The organism is Wolbachia endosymbiont of Kerria lacca (assembly GCF_051602725.1).
In the GTDB taxonomy this organism is placed as follows: Bacteria; Pseudomonadota; Alphaproteobacteria; order Rickettsiales; family Anaplasmataceae; genus Wolbachia.
The window spans coordinates 602,840-616,697 of the sequence record NZ_CP192272.1; the positions used below are offsets into that span (position 1 = coordinate 602,840).

Below are 13,858 nucleotides of genomic sequence, written 5' to 3' on the forward strand. Positions count from 1 at the left end.
AAAGGGGATTGTATTTACTCTGAATCAGATGATAAATTAGATGCTTGGTAAGCGTAATTTGGAGCTTCCTGTGTAATGATTATATCATGAGCATGACTTTCTCTTAACCCTGATGAAGTAATAGTGACAAATTTGCAGTTTTTTTTCATCTCTTCTATATTACGGTTGCCAGTGTAACCCATTGCAGCTTGCAACCCACCAATTAACTGACAGATCACTCCTGAAGCTGGACCTTTAAAAGGAACTCTTGCTTCTACTCCTTGTGGGACTAAATCAAGTTTTGAATCTTGAAAATAACGGCTAGCTGACCCTCGTTTCATTGCACTAATAGATCCCATTCCTCGATATTCCTTATATGCTCTACCCTTATACATGATAATCTCACCTGGGCTTTCCTCAGTACCAGCAAAGATTGAACCTATCATCACAGTATCAGCACCAGCTGCAATAGCTTTTGCAACATCTCCCGAATATTTTATTCCACCATCAGCAATTAGTCTGACGTTTTTTGTTTTACAAACCTCTGCAATATTCTTGATCGCAGAGAATTGTGGCATACCAACGCCTGTAACTATTCTGGTAGTACAAATTGATCCTGGCCCTATTCCAACTTTCACTGCATCAACACCAGCATCAATCAACGCTTCAGCAGCCTCCTTTGTTGTAATATTTCCGCCGATTAATTGCGTATTCGGATACATCTTTTTTATTTCCTTAATAGTGCTGACAACGTTCTCGGAATGACCGTGAGCGGTATCTACAATAACCACATCAACTTCTTCTTCGACCAAAGCTTCACATCTTTCTATACCGTCTTTTTTACCAGTACCAATTGCAGCGGCAACTCTGAGTCGACCTTTACTGTCTTTACATGAATTTGGATATCTATTGTATTTTTCGATGTCTTTAACTGTGATTAGACCTATGCAACAAGAATTTTCATCAACAACCAAAAGCTTCTCTATTCTATTTGCATGCAACAATTTCATTGCTGAGGCGCTGTTTACTGCCTGCTCTCGAACTGTTACTAACTTATCTTTTGTCATTACCTCGGAAACTTTTATATTCATGTTCTGGTCTTCAATAAACCTCACATCTCGATTAGTTAAAATTCCCACTAACTTGCGTTGATCAACTACAGGAATGCCGGAATAATTATACTCTCTCATTAATGAAACTGCTTCTGCAACCGTTTTATCTGGGGAAATTGTAATTGGGTTATACACGATCCAGCTTTCATATTTTTTCACCCTTCTTACTTCTACAACTTGTTCATCTATTGATAAATTCTTATGTATGCAACCTATTCCACCATGTTGGGCAATAGCTATTGCAAAGCCTGATTCAGTGACAGTGTCCATTGCAGAGGATATGAGAGGGATATTTAGTTCTATATTATTTGTTAAATAAGTTTTTGTATCTGCATCACGAGGCAATACATCAGAATAGGCCGGCAAGAGAAGTACATCGTCAAACGAATAACAAGCTTCCATTTTTTTCATATGCTTTATTTAAAGCTTATACGCCAATTAATGAAATTGCAATAGAGCTTTTGCAAAATTAGCCTGGCTCCAGCTATTTTTAGATCAAAATAGGATAGAAGAGGGATGTAGCTCCTAATATATTTATCGCAAAATTACATTATTTGCTAGCAAACAGAACTGCTCAATAGTTAAGCTTTCTGGACGTTCGTCTCCACTCAGTTTAGCATTCTCAAGAATAGTTGAGACATCACTAGTTATACTTTGCAAGCTATTTCTCAGCATCTTTCTTCTTTGAGCGAACACAGCACGTGTTAGCTTTGTTAAGGTTTCTAAATTTACTGCAAATCTTGGAGTGGGTAAAGGTTTTACTGTAATTACTGAAGAATATACTTTTGGTCTTGGAAAAAATTCCTTAGGTTCAATATCAAATTCCTTTTTTATGTCGCATAGTAACTGGCTTAGCACTGATAGGGAACCATAATCCTTAGAATTAGGTTCTGCTGTAATACGCTCTGCTACCTCCTTTTGGAACATTAACGTCAAATTCGTAAAAAATTTTATATTATTTAACCACTTTAAAAATAACGCTACTGAGATATTGTAAGGCAAGTTAGCAATGACTTTGACTGGACATTCTACCAGCTCTTTTTCTACAACATTAAGTGCATCTGCTTCTATAATTCTATATTTTCCCTGATGCTCATTTAGCAATTGTTCGTGATGTTTCACTAAACTACTATCTTTTTCTATAGAAAGTAGAAACTTTGGATTATATGCCAATATTTCTCTTGTTAACGCACCATACCCAGGACCAATTTCAATAACATTAAAATCTTTCAGGCTACCAGCTAAGGCAACTATTCTTTTTATTATCTCATTCGATAAAATAAAATTTTGCCCTAGACTCTTTTTTGGCTTCAGTAAAAATTTTTTCATATGATCTTAGTATGCAGTATTTTAAAAATTAGTTGACGAAAATTCATCAATAATTGTATATTGTCAGTGTATTTAATGCCGGCTTAGCTCAATTGGTAGAGCAACTGACTTGTAATCAGTAGGTTGTCAGTTCAAGTCCGACAGCCGGCACTCTCATTCATATAAGAAAAATTGATGTCTTTTTTAATAGTAGCAAATTGGAAAATGAATGGAACACGTTCTTCATTTGTTGACTTTATAGGCAAACTTAACAACAAGAGCAACGAAATTACCTCTAAATTAGTAATTTGCCCTCCTTTTACATCATTTCAAAGCAATATAGAGTTGAACAACAATATTAAAATAGGAGGACAGAATTGCCATCATAAAGAGTTCGGTTCTTACACAGGTGAAATTAGTGCAGGAATGTTGAAGGAACTAGGATGTAGTTACGTAATACTTGGACATTCTGAAAGGGCTCATGAAAAAGATAGTGAAATAAAACTTAAATCGAAAACAGCAATAGAATCAGGATTACACCCAATCATCTGTGTAGGTGAAAACTCAGAAGATTATAAAAATAAAAAAACAAAAGAAGTAATAGAATATCAATGCAAAAACCGTTTGCCAACACAAGGTGAATATACCATAGCATACGAACCGATATGGGCAATAGGAACAGGAAATGTGCCAAATAATGACGCAATTGCTGAGGTGATAGAGATAATAAAATTGTGTACTGGTAAAAAACACATTATATATGGTGGCTCAGTCAGCTCAGAAAATATAGGAAACTTGCTCAGTATTCCAAATCTGTTGGGAGTTTTAATTGGTAGTGCAAGCTTAGATTTTGATCACTTTTATCAAATTATACAACAAGTCAAGAAAAAATTTTCTCTTAATTAATTCTAAAGGATAAATACTCTTATTGTCATGGCAAGGGAGTTGGCAAAATGTGTCAAGGAGTTTTCTATTGGCTAAGGTTGTGACAATAAAGTTAAGCACTGCCAAAAACTATGGAAGAAGTCATTATAATTTGTATTATATCTTTATAAAATGGTTCGCATAAGTTATCTAGAAGTGCAACTAAACAAATACAAAAATCAAAGTGTTGCGGTTTTCGGCCTTGGTAAAACTGGTTTGTCCGTTATTAATGCTCTAACAAAAAGCAGTGCAAAAATATATGCATGGGATGATAATAAAGAGCAAATAGCAAATGCAAAAAAGATATATAAAGAGTGTAACTTTACTCATCCCAATGAGTATAATTGGCATGAGATAAGCACACTAATTTTGAGCCCTGGAGTGCCAACAGAGCCACATTGGATAGTAAAACTTGCAAGAAACTTTAACTGCAAAATAAAATCAGACATTGAGCTATTTCTTGAAACTAAAACTACAAGCCAGAAGGTTGTAGGCATCACTGGAACAAATGGCAAATCAACCACCACGTCACTAATAGGGCACATATTAAAATCCACAGGGAAAAAAGTAGCTATTGGCGGGAATTTAGGTGTGCCTATTTTGGATTTAGAAAGAGATGCAGAAATTTATGTAATTGAATTCTCCTCTTTTCAATTGGAGCTAATAAATAAAATTAATGTAGACATTTCTGTATTGCTCAACATCACACCAGACCACATAGATAGACATGGAAGTATGAATAACTACATAGCAACTAAATTAAAACTGATAAACAGTAGCAAGATTGCCGTGATAGGATGTGATAACAAAATTACCGCTGATGTATTCAATAAATTCACTGGGAACAAAATTCCAATCTCAGCTTCGATGTCACCCTCTTTGTCATCCCAGTGCCTAGGCACTGGGAAACTAGAGAATCATAGCTTATCAGTAAGCGACGTGAAAATAAACCTAGTATCCAATGTAGAAAATATAGTAGCTGCACACGCTGTGTGCAAGTTACTTGGAGTAGATAGCAGCACTATTGTCAATGAAATCAAATCCTTTCCAGGGCTAAGACACAGAAATGAATTTCTTGGCAAAATACATAATGTACTTTTTATCAACGATAGCAAAGCAACCAATGCAGAATCGACCGAAAAGGCAATTTTATCTTATAAAAACATATATTGGATTGTTGGCGGAAAAAGCAAAAAAGGCGGAATAGAATCATTAAGCAAGCATTTCACCAAGATTAGAAAAGCTTTTCTTATTGGAGAATCAACTGAAGTTTTTGCAAACATTATGGAGAACAAAATAGATTATATGAAGTGCTATAATCTAGAAAACGCATTTAAACTGGCTTTTGAAGAGGCCATAAATAGCAAAGAAGAAGTAGCGATATTACTTTCTCCTGCATGTTCTTCTTTTGATCAGTGGAAAAATTTTGAAGAGCGCGGTGAAGCATTTTGCAGAATGTTTGAAAATCTCAGGTATAATTATATGTGATGTTTAGTATAATATTGTATGGAACAAAAGTTAATAGTAGATGAGCTGATTAAGGTTGTTCCATTTGAAGGAATAAGTGATGCAACCTTATTGAAAGCGTGCACGAACCTTAACTTAGCCAATAGTTTTTGTAAATTTCAAAATGGAATATATAGTGCTTTGGAGTACATAGCAGAAAACTTAAATAGCTCAATGGAAGCTGAACTAAGAAATTCCAATTTAGAAGATATGAAAGTGCGAGAGCGGGTAAAGTTAGCTATTCAAATACGCCTTTCAAACTATGCTAAGTTACAAAATTACAGAGAGTTTTTAAAAAATGTTTTATCATTCTCTATATTACCCCAAAATACATATTTTTCTAGTAAACTCTTGTACAGAACTGTTAGCGCGATTTGGTATGGCATTCATGATCAATCAACAGATTTTAACTACTATACAAAAAGAGCAATATTAGCTGGAGTGTACTTAAGTACGATACTTTTTTTTATCAATGATTATTCAGAAGATTTTGCAGATACCCTGTCGTTTCTTGACAAACGTATCAACAATGTCATGACATTTCAAAAGTTTAAAACCCGTTTGAATAGAATGGTAAGAAGCTTCTTATAGCCTCTTTACTTATACGAATTACTCGTATTTATACCTAAAGCTGCCTTGATTTTTATGTTAAGATAATTGAACATCCACTAACAGTGAGCTTAACAAAGAACTTGATTGAAAGCAATACATTAGAAAGTAGTTTTGCTGGAAACTTGAAGTAGACAGAATTGATACACATAAAGCTGATCCATGTACAAAAGTATCTGTTCAGATACACGACTAATGCTGTGTGATCCATAGAGGTTATTACAATAAGAATGTAAGATCAAATAGAAATTTGGATTTGCAGTAGTTTATAGACCTTATTACAATTGCAAAGGATAAATTCTAGGGTTAAACTACGTCTGAGTTGGATAAAACTATACAAAATGACTACTTTTAGCAGCAAACATTAGAGCAGTTTTTTCATAGTCAAAATGAGGTAGACTAAGAGTACTAACTACATAATTAACACCTGCGTTTGCTATTTCTACTAAGTATTTTACTACATCCAAGTAACCTGCTTGAGTAGCATCAAGTAAAAAGAGTGGAGCAACTATCTCCATGAGGCTTCTTTTGCCTTTTTTTGCTTGCTTAATATTTATAGCTAAAGCTTCAGGGTGTCATTTCAGTGCATGACGCAGAGATGTAGGGAGATTGAAGATCAGTGCTTGACACTGGAATGGCTTTGTTGCACCACTCAAGGAAAGAACAGGCAGTTACTGATGGAATTTGTTATAAAATAGATATTTAGCCGACAAAGGAAAAATATGCCAATAAGAATGAAAGTCAGTAACTGCAATGAATATAACAAATTTCTTCAAGAAAGGGGAAATGTTTTTCATTATATCAACGATGCCATTGAAAATTGGTACGAAAATAGTCCAAAAGTAGCAGGTGGCAACAATGTCTACAGCGACAAAGTAGTGATTCTAATTCACATAATAACCTATCTATTCAGGATTGGTCTTAGGCAAACAGTGGGATTTATAGAGAAATATCTTGAGCAAATAGGGAAAATTTTGCAAATTATCAGCTATTCGCAGGCTTCAAGAAGGTTTAAAAAGCTTAATATCAAAATCAACGACTGCAGAGTTGATAAGAACGATATGGAAGATATTGAAATTGCTATAGATAGTACAGGTATCAGCATCTACAATAATATTCCAGGCCATAGTAAGGCAAATGGTACAGATAGAAAGTATCGCCGCTATGAGCAAACAAGAAAGCTACATGTAATGCTAGAGATAGGTAGTAAAAAAGTTATAGCTGCAAAATACAGTAGTGGAGTTTATTCCGACCACTATGGAGCCTGTGATCTTATTGAAAGAGTGGATACCAAGTATAACATAAGCACGATATATGCAGATAGGGCATATAATCGAAAGAAGTTATACAAACTGTGCGATGAGCTTGACATAAAGACAAGGATTCCTCCGCAAAATAATGCAGTAGAGCATCCAAAGTTGGATTATATGAATGAGAGAAATTCTACAATCAAGCTCATAAAGTCATATGATGAAGATGGTATGAAGAGGTGGAAAAAAGAGATAAATTATTGGAAGAGATCTTATATAGAAAGTTTTTTCTCGCGACTGAAGCAAATATTTGGATTTAGTTTTAGGAATAAATCTGAGATTAATCGTGAGAAGGAACTGCTACTCAAGTGTTATTTGCTTAACAAATTTACTGAAATAGGCATGGCTAAGTTTGATATAGCTTCATGAATTTATTATACATTACCCACTATCCGAAGAGCTGTGCAACAAAGCCCACTGGAATCCAGAAATTTTTTGAGAACAAAAGTTATGCTAAGTTTTTGTTGGTAAGAAAGGCTGGTGTCTGGGCACTGGGATGACAGTAGTGTGAGATGGGGCTACTTGGATCTAATTTGCTATTCACAATCCAATTATTAACTTGTTTAAATAAATATTGAATTTTTATTTTAATTATATAATAATTAAATATATTATTTAAGATTAAAGATGAGATTATGACAAGTGATCAATTACTAGCAGAAGTACTGAGTATAATTAACGATAAGACAGATTTAAATGAAGATAATATAATCCAGGAAATACAAGAAGAACTAGAGAAACAGAATCAAGATCTACATGAAGAGTGGAAGAAAGTTAAATTTGATGTAAATCATTTATTTAGTCAAGAACTTACATTGTTGCACGTAGCTGCTAGAGGTGGCTTTGAAAACGTAGCAAAAGTCCTGGTAACAGGAGGAGCTGATGTTAATAAGAAAGATAGTAAGCGCGAGAAGATTCCTTTACATTTAGCTGCTGAAAATGGTCATGTTGAAGTAGTAGAATTTTTCTTAAATAAAGGAATAAGTGTTAATGTAATGGATAAAGAGGGCAATACCCCTTTGCATTATGCTGCAGATAATGGAAGTAGAAAAACAATATCAATTCTAATAAGAAAAAATGCAGATCCTTGGTTAAAGAATTTTCATGGTAAAACTCCAGTGAATATTTATGCATTCAAGCATCCTAATGGCTCTGGATACTTAATGCAGCTGAAAAAAGCGAAAATTCAAGGTTATATCGTTTGTGGCTCAATGTTGTTGTTAGGTGCTGCTATGGCAACATCAATTGTTGCGGTTAATTTAATTGTACCTGATGTGCCTGTATTAAAGGTGTTATTGTGTGTAAGTATTTTGTATGCATTTGCATCTATAGCTAAATATATTACGTACAAAGCGGCTGAATTGGATGCTAAAAATGAGATTAAAAACGAGCAAGATTCAAACATAATAAATATTGAAGAAGTGAGTGATGAAAAAAAATCGGTTAATAAAGCAACGCGCTCAAAAAAATTAAATGATCTTGTTTGTGCAATAAAAGGCTCTTCTAGAATAGAGATAGTTGATCCAGACAAGCAGAAAAAAGTAACACTTGATGATGTTATTGTTTCAGAGGAAGTAAGAAAAGAGTTAAAAATGATTTGTGGTCATATATCAGAGAAGAAGAAGAAAGCTCTTGAAATGCTAAGTTGCAAAATGCCAACAGGCTATATTTTATATGGTCCACCTGGAAATGGTAAAACTCTTATTGCTCGTGCAATTGCATGTGAAGCTAGTGCTAAATTTATTAGCGTTTCTGGATCTGAATGTATGCAAAAATATGCTGGACACAGCGCGCATTACATAAAAGATCTTTTTGCAAAAGCGAGAGAAAATGCTCCTTGCATAGTCTTTATAGATGAAATAGATGCTGTTTGTACAAAACGTAGTAATAGTGGACGAAGTGATGAAGAACACAACCGAATTGTAAATCAGTTTTTATGCGAGCTTGATGGTTTTAATCCTATAGAAGGCGTGACAATCATTGCTGCAACTAATCGTCTAGAAAGTTTAGATGAAGCAGTAATTAGATCAGGTCGCCTCTCTAAACATATTGAAATTCTTTTACCAGATAAAAGCCTACGTGAAAAAATATTGGGTCTTTATACGGAAAAAGTGTCAATGGCACCAGATGTAAATCTAGCAAAACTTGCAGAAGAAACTAATGGTTTTTCAGGAGCTGATCTAGAAAATTTGGTAAATGAAGCAAAACTTCATGCTGTAGATCAGATTTGCGAAGAAGAGTCAGAAGATGAAGAGCTAAAAGTGACAGTGACCATGGATGATTTCAATAATGTACTTAAACGTCTTAAATCTAAAAAGATTGAAGTTGGGGATGAGAATAAAAAAATGAGTAGCTTGATAGAGGATTGGGGAAATATTTTGAGTTTTAGAGAATTAAAAAAATATTGTGGCTTAGCTAAATAAAAAACATATGGATCTCCTTATTGTAAAGCAGGAAAGTGATTCAGCAAATGTAAATGCAAAAGTAGAGATAGAGTGCAAAAAAAGCAGGTAAAATTTAGTTGTGTTAGATAGATTTTGACTTTCTGTTCTTTTTCTTACTATTTATCACAAATCTCCCTAACGTTTATATCTCTCTTACAGATTCATTCAAACTTAATTAAGTGGGAGTATTGTTAATGCGAAAAGGGTTTAATTAAAATGGTATGGCGTGTGAGGAAGACATACATCAATTGGTAGAAAGTGGATTTGATATTAACTCAAAAGATGTAAGCGGAGTCACTCTCTTGCATAAGTTTACAAAAGAAGGCGATTTAGTTGGAGTAAAATCATTATTAGAGCACGAAGCTGACTTTAATGTTGTGGACAACGAAAATAGAAATCCACTGCATTATGCTATTATGCATGGACACAAAAAAATTGCTAAACTTCTTGTTAATCAACTGACAATTAATTCTAGAGATAAAAATGGATTTACTCCACTTCACCTTGCTACACTACAAGATGACACAGAATTAATGGATTTTTTAATAACAAAAGGCGCAAAAATTAATGAAAAAGATGCTGAGGAAGGCTATACTCCTCTTCACATAGCTTCATTATACGGTTCTAAAAAGAGCGTCCAGATTTTAATTGATAGCGGAGCAAATCTTGAATGTGAAGATAACAACTTTCGTACTCCTTTATTTTTGACCATTTATCAATGTACTACACATTATGAAAGTAGAGCAGAGATTATAGAATATCTGATAAAGAAAGGTGCAAACATAGAAGCAAAAGATGCAGAAAATAATACTACGCTTTTTCTAGCAGCATATAACAACAAAATGCAACTGGTAAAGCTTATTGTAAAGCAAGCAAAAGCTAAGTTAAAAGAGTTTATTTGCACAAAAAATAAACATGGTTTTGATGCACTGGATTGCGCTATTAAGCATAATAATAGGCAAATGGTAACATTTCTTGTTTCAAAGGGAATAGAAGCAGATGACCAAGATTGTAGCGGTAACACTAGGTTACATAAAGCTAGCTATAATGGTGATACTAAAGCAGTTAAGTTCTTATTGGAGCTTAAGGTAAACGTTAATGCCGTCACTAGATGCAACAGAACTCCTCTGCTACTTGCAGCTAAAAAAGGCCATGTAGAAATTGTAAGAATGTTGTTAGCAGTAAAAGCCAATATGAATATTTGTGATCAACAAGGTTTTACACCTCTGCATCTTACTATTCAAAAGGATTATTTTGATATAGCTCAGCTATTAATGGAAAAAGGGGCAATTAATTGTAGTAATGATTATACTGCAATAGATATGTTTATTGAAAAGGCTCATAGCAAAAAAAATATTGAAGAAAATTACAAAAAATTTTGTAGGTTTTTGATGCTTTACTTGAAAGAGCTACATAGTAAACACAAAGCCTTTTGTGTACTTTCAATCCTAGCTCTAAGCTTAACAATTATAGGTTTACCATTTATTTTCAAGCCTATTATTAAATATAGAGAAAGAAGTAAAATATATAAAAAAATTAGGGCTATGCTGATTTATATTTAAGTATAACAGGAGAACTAAGCTAATATATGACAATTATCTGCTCGATAAAAATGGAATTAAATGTATCCGTTTAGCAGAGTGGCAAAATAAAATAGACAAAACCATAAAAATAAATGGTGTCATGCAATTTGAGCTTCGGCATAGATCCCACATAAATTTTTTGGTACATATTTTTTCAACATTAATTTCGTATTCCATTCAAAGAATATTAATATTGGCATATAAGTATGAATATTATGCTAATATAATTACTTTTTAGGTATACATGGCAAATTTATGCCTGGAAACAGTTTTTCCTACACTTTCTTTATAAAAATCACAGGCGCCTGTTATTAGCTAAAGTAAAGGTCAAGTATCTGGAATTCTGGACATAAAATCCTCCTGTATAAAAAGATTAGAAAAAAATGCAGCGCACATATGACAGACCGCTGAAAAAGATACGCTACGTTTTTTATTGAAAAGTTAACTGAAAGTCTGCAGACAAAGATAGATTTTGAGCTCTTAAAATATCTCTAATTGTCATTATAATCAGATTCAAAATATGCGGAAGTAATTTTTTTTGACAATAGATTTCTTGCATAACCAAGTGTCATTCCAGCTGGGATCCAACTAAACACTTTACAACGTTTTTTGCGCGAAAAGGCTGGATTCCAGTGGGCTTTGTTGCACAGCTCTTCGGATAGTGGGTAATGTATAATAAATTCATGAAGCTATATCAAACTTAGCCATGCCTATTTCAGTAAATTTGTTAAGCAAATAACACTTGAGTAGCAGTTCCTTCTCACGATTAATCTCAGATTTATTCCTAAAACTAAATCCAAATATTTGCTTCAGTCGCGAGAAAAAACTTTCTATATAAGATCTCTTCCAATAATTTATCTCTTTTTTCCACCTCTTCATACCATCTTCATCATATGACTTTATGAGCTTGATTGTAGAATTTCTCTCATTCATATAATCCAACTTTGGATGCTCTACTGCATTATTTTGCGGAGGAATCCTTGTCTTTATGTCAAGCTCATCGCACAGTTTGTATAACTTCTTTCGATTATATGCCCTATCTGCATATATCGTGCTTATGTTATACTTGGTATCCACTCTTTCAATAAGATCACAGGCTCCATAGTGGTCGGAATAAACTCCACTACTGTATTTTGCAGCTATAACTTTTTTACTACCTATCTCTAGCATTACATGTAGCTTTCTTGTTTGCTCATAGCGGCGATACTTTCTATCTGTACCATTTGCCTTACTATGGCCTGGAATATTATTGTAGATGCTGATACCTGTACTATCTATAGCAATTTCAATATCTTCCATATCGTTCTTATCAACTCTGCAGTCGTTGATTTTGATATTAAGCTTTTTAAACCTTCTTGAAGCCTGCGAATAGCTGATAATTTGCAAAATTTTCCCTATTTGCTCAAGATATTTCTCTATAAATCCCACTGTTTGCCTAAGACCAATCCTGAATAGATAGGTTATTATGTGAATTAGAATCACTACTTTGTCGCTGTAGACATTGTTGCCACCTGCTACTTTTGGACTATTTTCGTACCAATTTTCAATGGCATCGTTGATATAATGAAAAACATTTCCCCTTTCTTGAAGAAATTTGTTATATTCATTGCAGTTACTGACTTTCATTCTTATTGGCATATTTTTCCTTTGTCGGCTAAATATCTATTTTATAACAAATTCCATCAGTAACTGCCTGTTCTTTCCTTGAGTGGTGCAACAAAGCCATTCCAGTGTCAGCTACTTGCATGACATCGTTTTGGATGAAAATCAGTACGTGATGCACCAAAAATTGTGCATCAAAAGGGTGTCATTTGAGTAACTTTTTTGTTGTCGTGCCAGTGTCAGCTACTTTCATGACACCTATTTGTTCCTATGATAGTCTTATCTGTCTATCTTATTTTGCTACTCTGCTGAACAGATACGTTTTTTTTACCTTTTTTATTCTGTAAATTTTTTAGTATTTGTATGTTTAACATAAGAACTACACAAGACTACAAATGGTGAATCAGCATTACCTTAAAGAGAGTACCCATATTTTCAGTTAACCTTAAAAATTCACTGAAGATCTTATTCTTCTGTTCATTACTTGCATTTTCCATTAAAGCTTGCGCTCTTTCCTTTATACCAAACAAATATAAAAATTCTCTTTGAGTTAAAATCTCACAATTTAAGTATTTTAATGAATCTTTTAACGCTTGAAAGTTTACAAGTGCAGTAATATCACTGTTACCAATATTTTCAAGAAAATTAGCATACTGATGCTGCCTTATCGATTGCAAAGTGCTCTTATATTCAGGATATACATAACCATAATCTATAATCAGTGCAGCTCCTCCGTTATTGACTATCTTATTCTCAAGTTTCTTTAATATTTCGATTCCGGCTAGGCATACTTCCACTACTGCACCATTGAAACCCCCTGTCATTCCAGTCTGGAATCCAGTTTTTGGTCTAGTTAAGCACTGGAGTGACAATGAAAGACTGCCATCATCTTGTTTTATTACTCTATTTTCATACCACTGCCCATCACGATAAATAAATTGGTCAATTGGAAGGGCGTCAAATAACTCATTTGCAAAAAAAATAGTTGGCTGATTTGGTAAGTTGTCGACATCTGTGTGCCAATTAATATCTAATCCCTTTAATTTTTCCTTTTGTATTTTCTGTAAAATAGGGCTTATCTCAACTAGATGAATGTCCATTGAGCTAAAAAAACAGCTATATTTTTTGGTGACTCTTATTACATCATGAATGAGTGTTCCTTTACCTGGTCCAAGTTCAACTAGAGAAAATTTTGATGGCTTTCCTAATTTTTCCCATGTATTCATTATCCACACTGCAATTGTTTCACCAAATAGCTGACTAATTTCAGGTGCAGTAATGAAGTCACCATCTTTGCCAAGTGGTAATTTATTCATGTAATAGCCGTACTCTTTATGATATAGAGCAGCGTTCATAAAATCACTGATAGATATTGATCCTTGGCTTTTATCAATTAATTCGTGTATATAAGTGAGCATATTATTAATAAACATTTAACTATAGCGTGCCATACTATAAAATAGTGGAGTATTTATATATAT

Annotated in this window: 11 protein-coding genes and 1 tRNA gene; 7 read left to right on the forward strand and 5 right to left on the reverse strand. The window is 33.7% G+C overall.

Features of this window, described 5'->3' with window-relative positions:
* Window positions 1-14 precede the first annotated feature (14 nt).
* A complete protein-coding gene (gene guaB / locus ACQ4M0_RS02710; protein WP_438456633.1) occupies window positions 15-1,502 on the reverse strand; it encodes an IMP dehydrogenase in 1,488 nt (495 codons plus the stop codon).
* A 123-nt stretch (window positions 1,503-1,625) separates the two neighbouring features.
* On the reverse strand, window positions 1,626-2,420 hold the full coding sequence (rsmA, locus tag ACQ4M0_RS02715) for a 16S rRNA (adenine(1518)-N(6)/adenine(1519)-N(6))-dimethyltransferase RsmA (RefSeq protein WP_438456634.1): 795 nt from the start codon (window positions 2,418-2,420) through the stop codon (window positions 1,626-1,628).
* Between the two features lie 77 nt (window positions 2,421-2,497).
* On the opposite strand from rsmA, the gene ACQ4M0_RS02720 reads away from it, so the two are divergent.
* The 4 genes from ACQ4M0_RS02720 (at window position 2,498) to ACQ4M0_RS02735 (ending at window position 5,420) form a co-directional block, all read left to right on the forward strand.
* A tRNA-Thr gene (locus ACQ4M0_RS02720) sits at window positions 2,498-2,570 on the forward strand.
* A gap of 24 nt (window positions 2,571-2,594) precedes the next feature.
* Entirely contained in the window at window positions 2,595-3,305 is a 711-nt protein-coding gene (locus ACQ4M0_RS02725) for a triosephosphate isomerase (protein WP_213863783.1), read from the forward strand.
* 150 nt (window positions 3,306-3,455) lie between these two features.
* On the forward strand, window positions 3,456-4,811 hold the full coding sequence (gene murD / locus ACQ4M0_RS02730; protein ID WP_438456635.1) for a UDP-N-acetylmuramoyl-L-alanine--D-glutamate ligase: 1,356 nt from the start codon (window positions 3,456-3,458) through the stop codon (window positions 4,809-4,811).
* An 18-nt stretch (window positions 4,812-4,829) separates the two neighbouring features.
* Window positions 4,830-5,420, forward strand: coding sequence for a COQ9 family protein (locus tag ACQ4M0_RS02735; RefSeq protein WP_438456636.1), 591 nt, complete (start codon window positions 4,830-4,832; stop codon window positions 5,418-5,420).
* Between the two features lie 350 nt (window positions 5,421-5,770).
* Here ACQ4M0_RS02735 and ACQ4M0_RS02740 read toward each other — a convergent pair whose 3' ends face one another.
* Entirely contained in the window at window positions 5,771-5,956 is a 186-nt protein-coding gene (locus tag ACQ4M0_RS02740; protein WP_438456637.1) for a hypothetical protein, read from the reverse strand.
* A gap of 204 nt (window positions 5,957-6,160) precedes the next feature.
* On the opposite strand from ACQ4M0_RS02740, the gene ACQ4M0_RS02745 reads away from it, so the two are divergent.
* From ACQ4M0_RS02745 to ACQ4M0_RS02755, 3 genes are all read left to right on the forward strand, one after another.
* The gene (locus tag ACQ4M0_RS02745) at window positions 6,161-7,117 is read left to right on the forward strand and encodes an IS5 family transposase (RefSeq protein ID WP_213863789.1); all 957 of its coding nucleotides are present in this window, start codon (window positions 6,161-6,163) and stop codon (window positions 7,115-7,117) included.
* 266 nt (window positions 7,118-7,383) lie between these two features.
* Window positions 7,384-9,171 carry an AAA family ATPase gene (locus ACQ4M0_RS02750; protein WP_438456638.1) on the forward strand — a complete coding sequence of 596 codons (1,788 nt, stop codon included), beginning with the start codon at window positions 7,384-7,386 and terminating at the stop codon, window positions 9,169-9,171.
* Between the two features lie 242 nt (window positions 9,172-9,413).
* Window positions 9,414-10,754, forward strand: a complete 1,341-nt coding sequence (locus ACQ4M0_RS02755; RefSeq protein ID WP_438456639.1) for an ankyrin repeat domain-containing protein — start codon at window positions 9,414-9,416, stop codon at window positions 10,752-10,754.
* A 702-nt stretch (window positions 10,755-11,456) separates the two neighbouring features.
* Here the strand turns inward: ACQ4M0_RS02755 and ACQ4M0_RS02760 are convergent.
* On the reverse strand, window positions 11,457-12,413 hold the full coding sequence (locus ACQ4M0_RS02760) for an IS5 family transposase (RefSeq protein WP_213863789.1): 957 nt from the start codon (window positions 12,411-12,413) through the stop codon (window positions 11,457-11,459).
* A 353-nt stretch (window positions 12,414-12,766) separates the two neighbouring features.
* Window positions 12,767-13,795, reverse strand: a complete 1,029-nt coding sequence (locus ACQ4M0_RS02765; RefSeq protein ID WP_026097238.1) for a class I SAM-dependent methyltransferase — start codon at window positions 13,793-13,795, stop codon at window positions 12,767-12,769.
* Window positions 13,796-13,858: the final 63 nt, after the last annotated feature.

Coding starts and splice junctions, on each gene's coding strand:
- murD (WP_438456635.1), top strand. CDS start 3,456: ATGGTTCGCATAAGTTATCTAGAAGTGCAACTAAACAAATACAAAAAT.
- guaB (WP_438456633.1), bottom strand. CDS start 1,502: ATGAAAAAAATGGAAGCTTGTTATTCGTTTGACGATGTACTTCTCTTG.
- ACQ4M0_RS02725 (WP_213863783.1), top strand. CDS start 2,595: ATGTCTTTTTTAATAGTAGCAAATTGGAAAATGAATGGAACACGTTCT.
- ACQ4M0_RS02755 (WP_438456639.1), top strand. CDS start 9,414: ATGGCGTGTGAGGAAGACATACATCAATTGGTAGAAAGTGGATTTGAT.
- ACQ4M0_RS02760 (WP_213863789.1), bottom strand. CDS start 12,413: ATGCCAATAAGAATGAAAGTCAGTAACTGCAATGAATATAACAAATTT.
- ACQ4M0_RS02765 (WP_026097238.1), bottom strand. CDS start 13,795: ATGCTCACTTATATACACGAATTAATTGATAAAAGCCAAGGATCAATA.
- ACQ4M0_RS02745 (WP_213863789.1), top strand. CDS start 6,161: ATGCCAATAAGAATGAAAGTCAGTAACTGCAATGAATATAACAAATTT.
- ACQ4M0_RS02735 (WP_438456636.1), top strand. CDS start 4,830: ATGGAACAAAAGTTAATAGTAGATGAGCTGATTAAGGTTGTTCCATTT.
- ACQ4M0_RS02740 (WP_438456637.1), bottom strand. CDS start 5,956: ATGGAGATAGTTGCTCCACTCTTTTTACTTGATGCTACTCAAGCAGGT.
- rsmA (WP_438456634.1), bottom strand. CDS start 2,420: ATGAAAAAATTTTTACTGAAGCCAAAAAAGAGTCTAGGGCAAAATTTT.
- ACQ4M0_RS02750 (WP_438456638.1), top strand. CDS start 7,384: ATGACAAGTGATCAATTACTAGCAGAAGTACTGAGTATAATTAACGAT.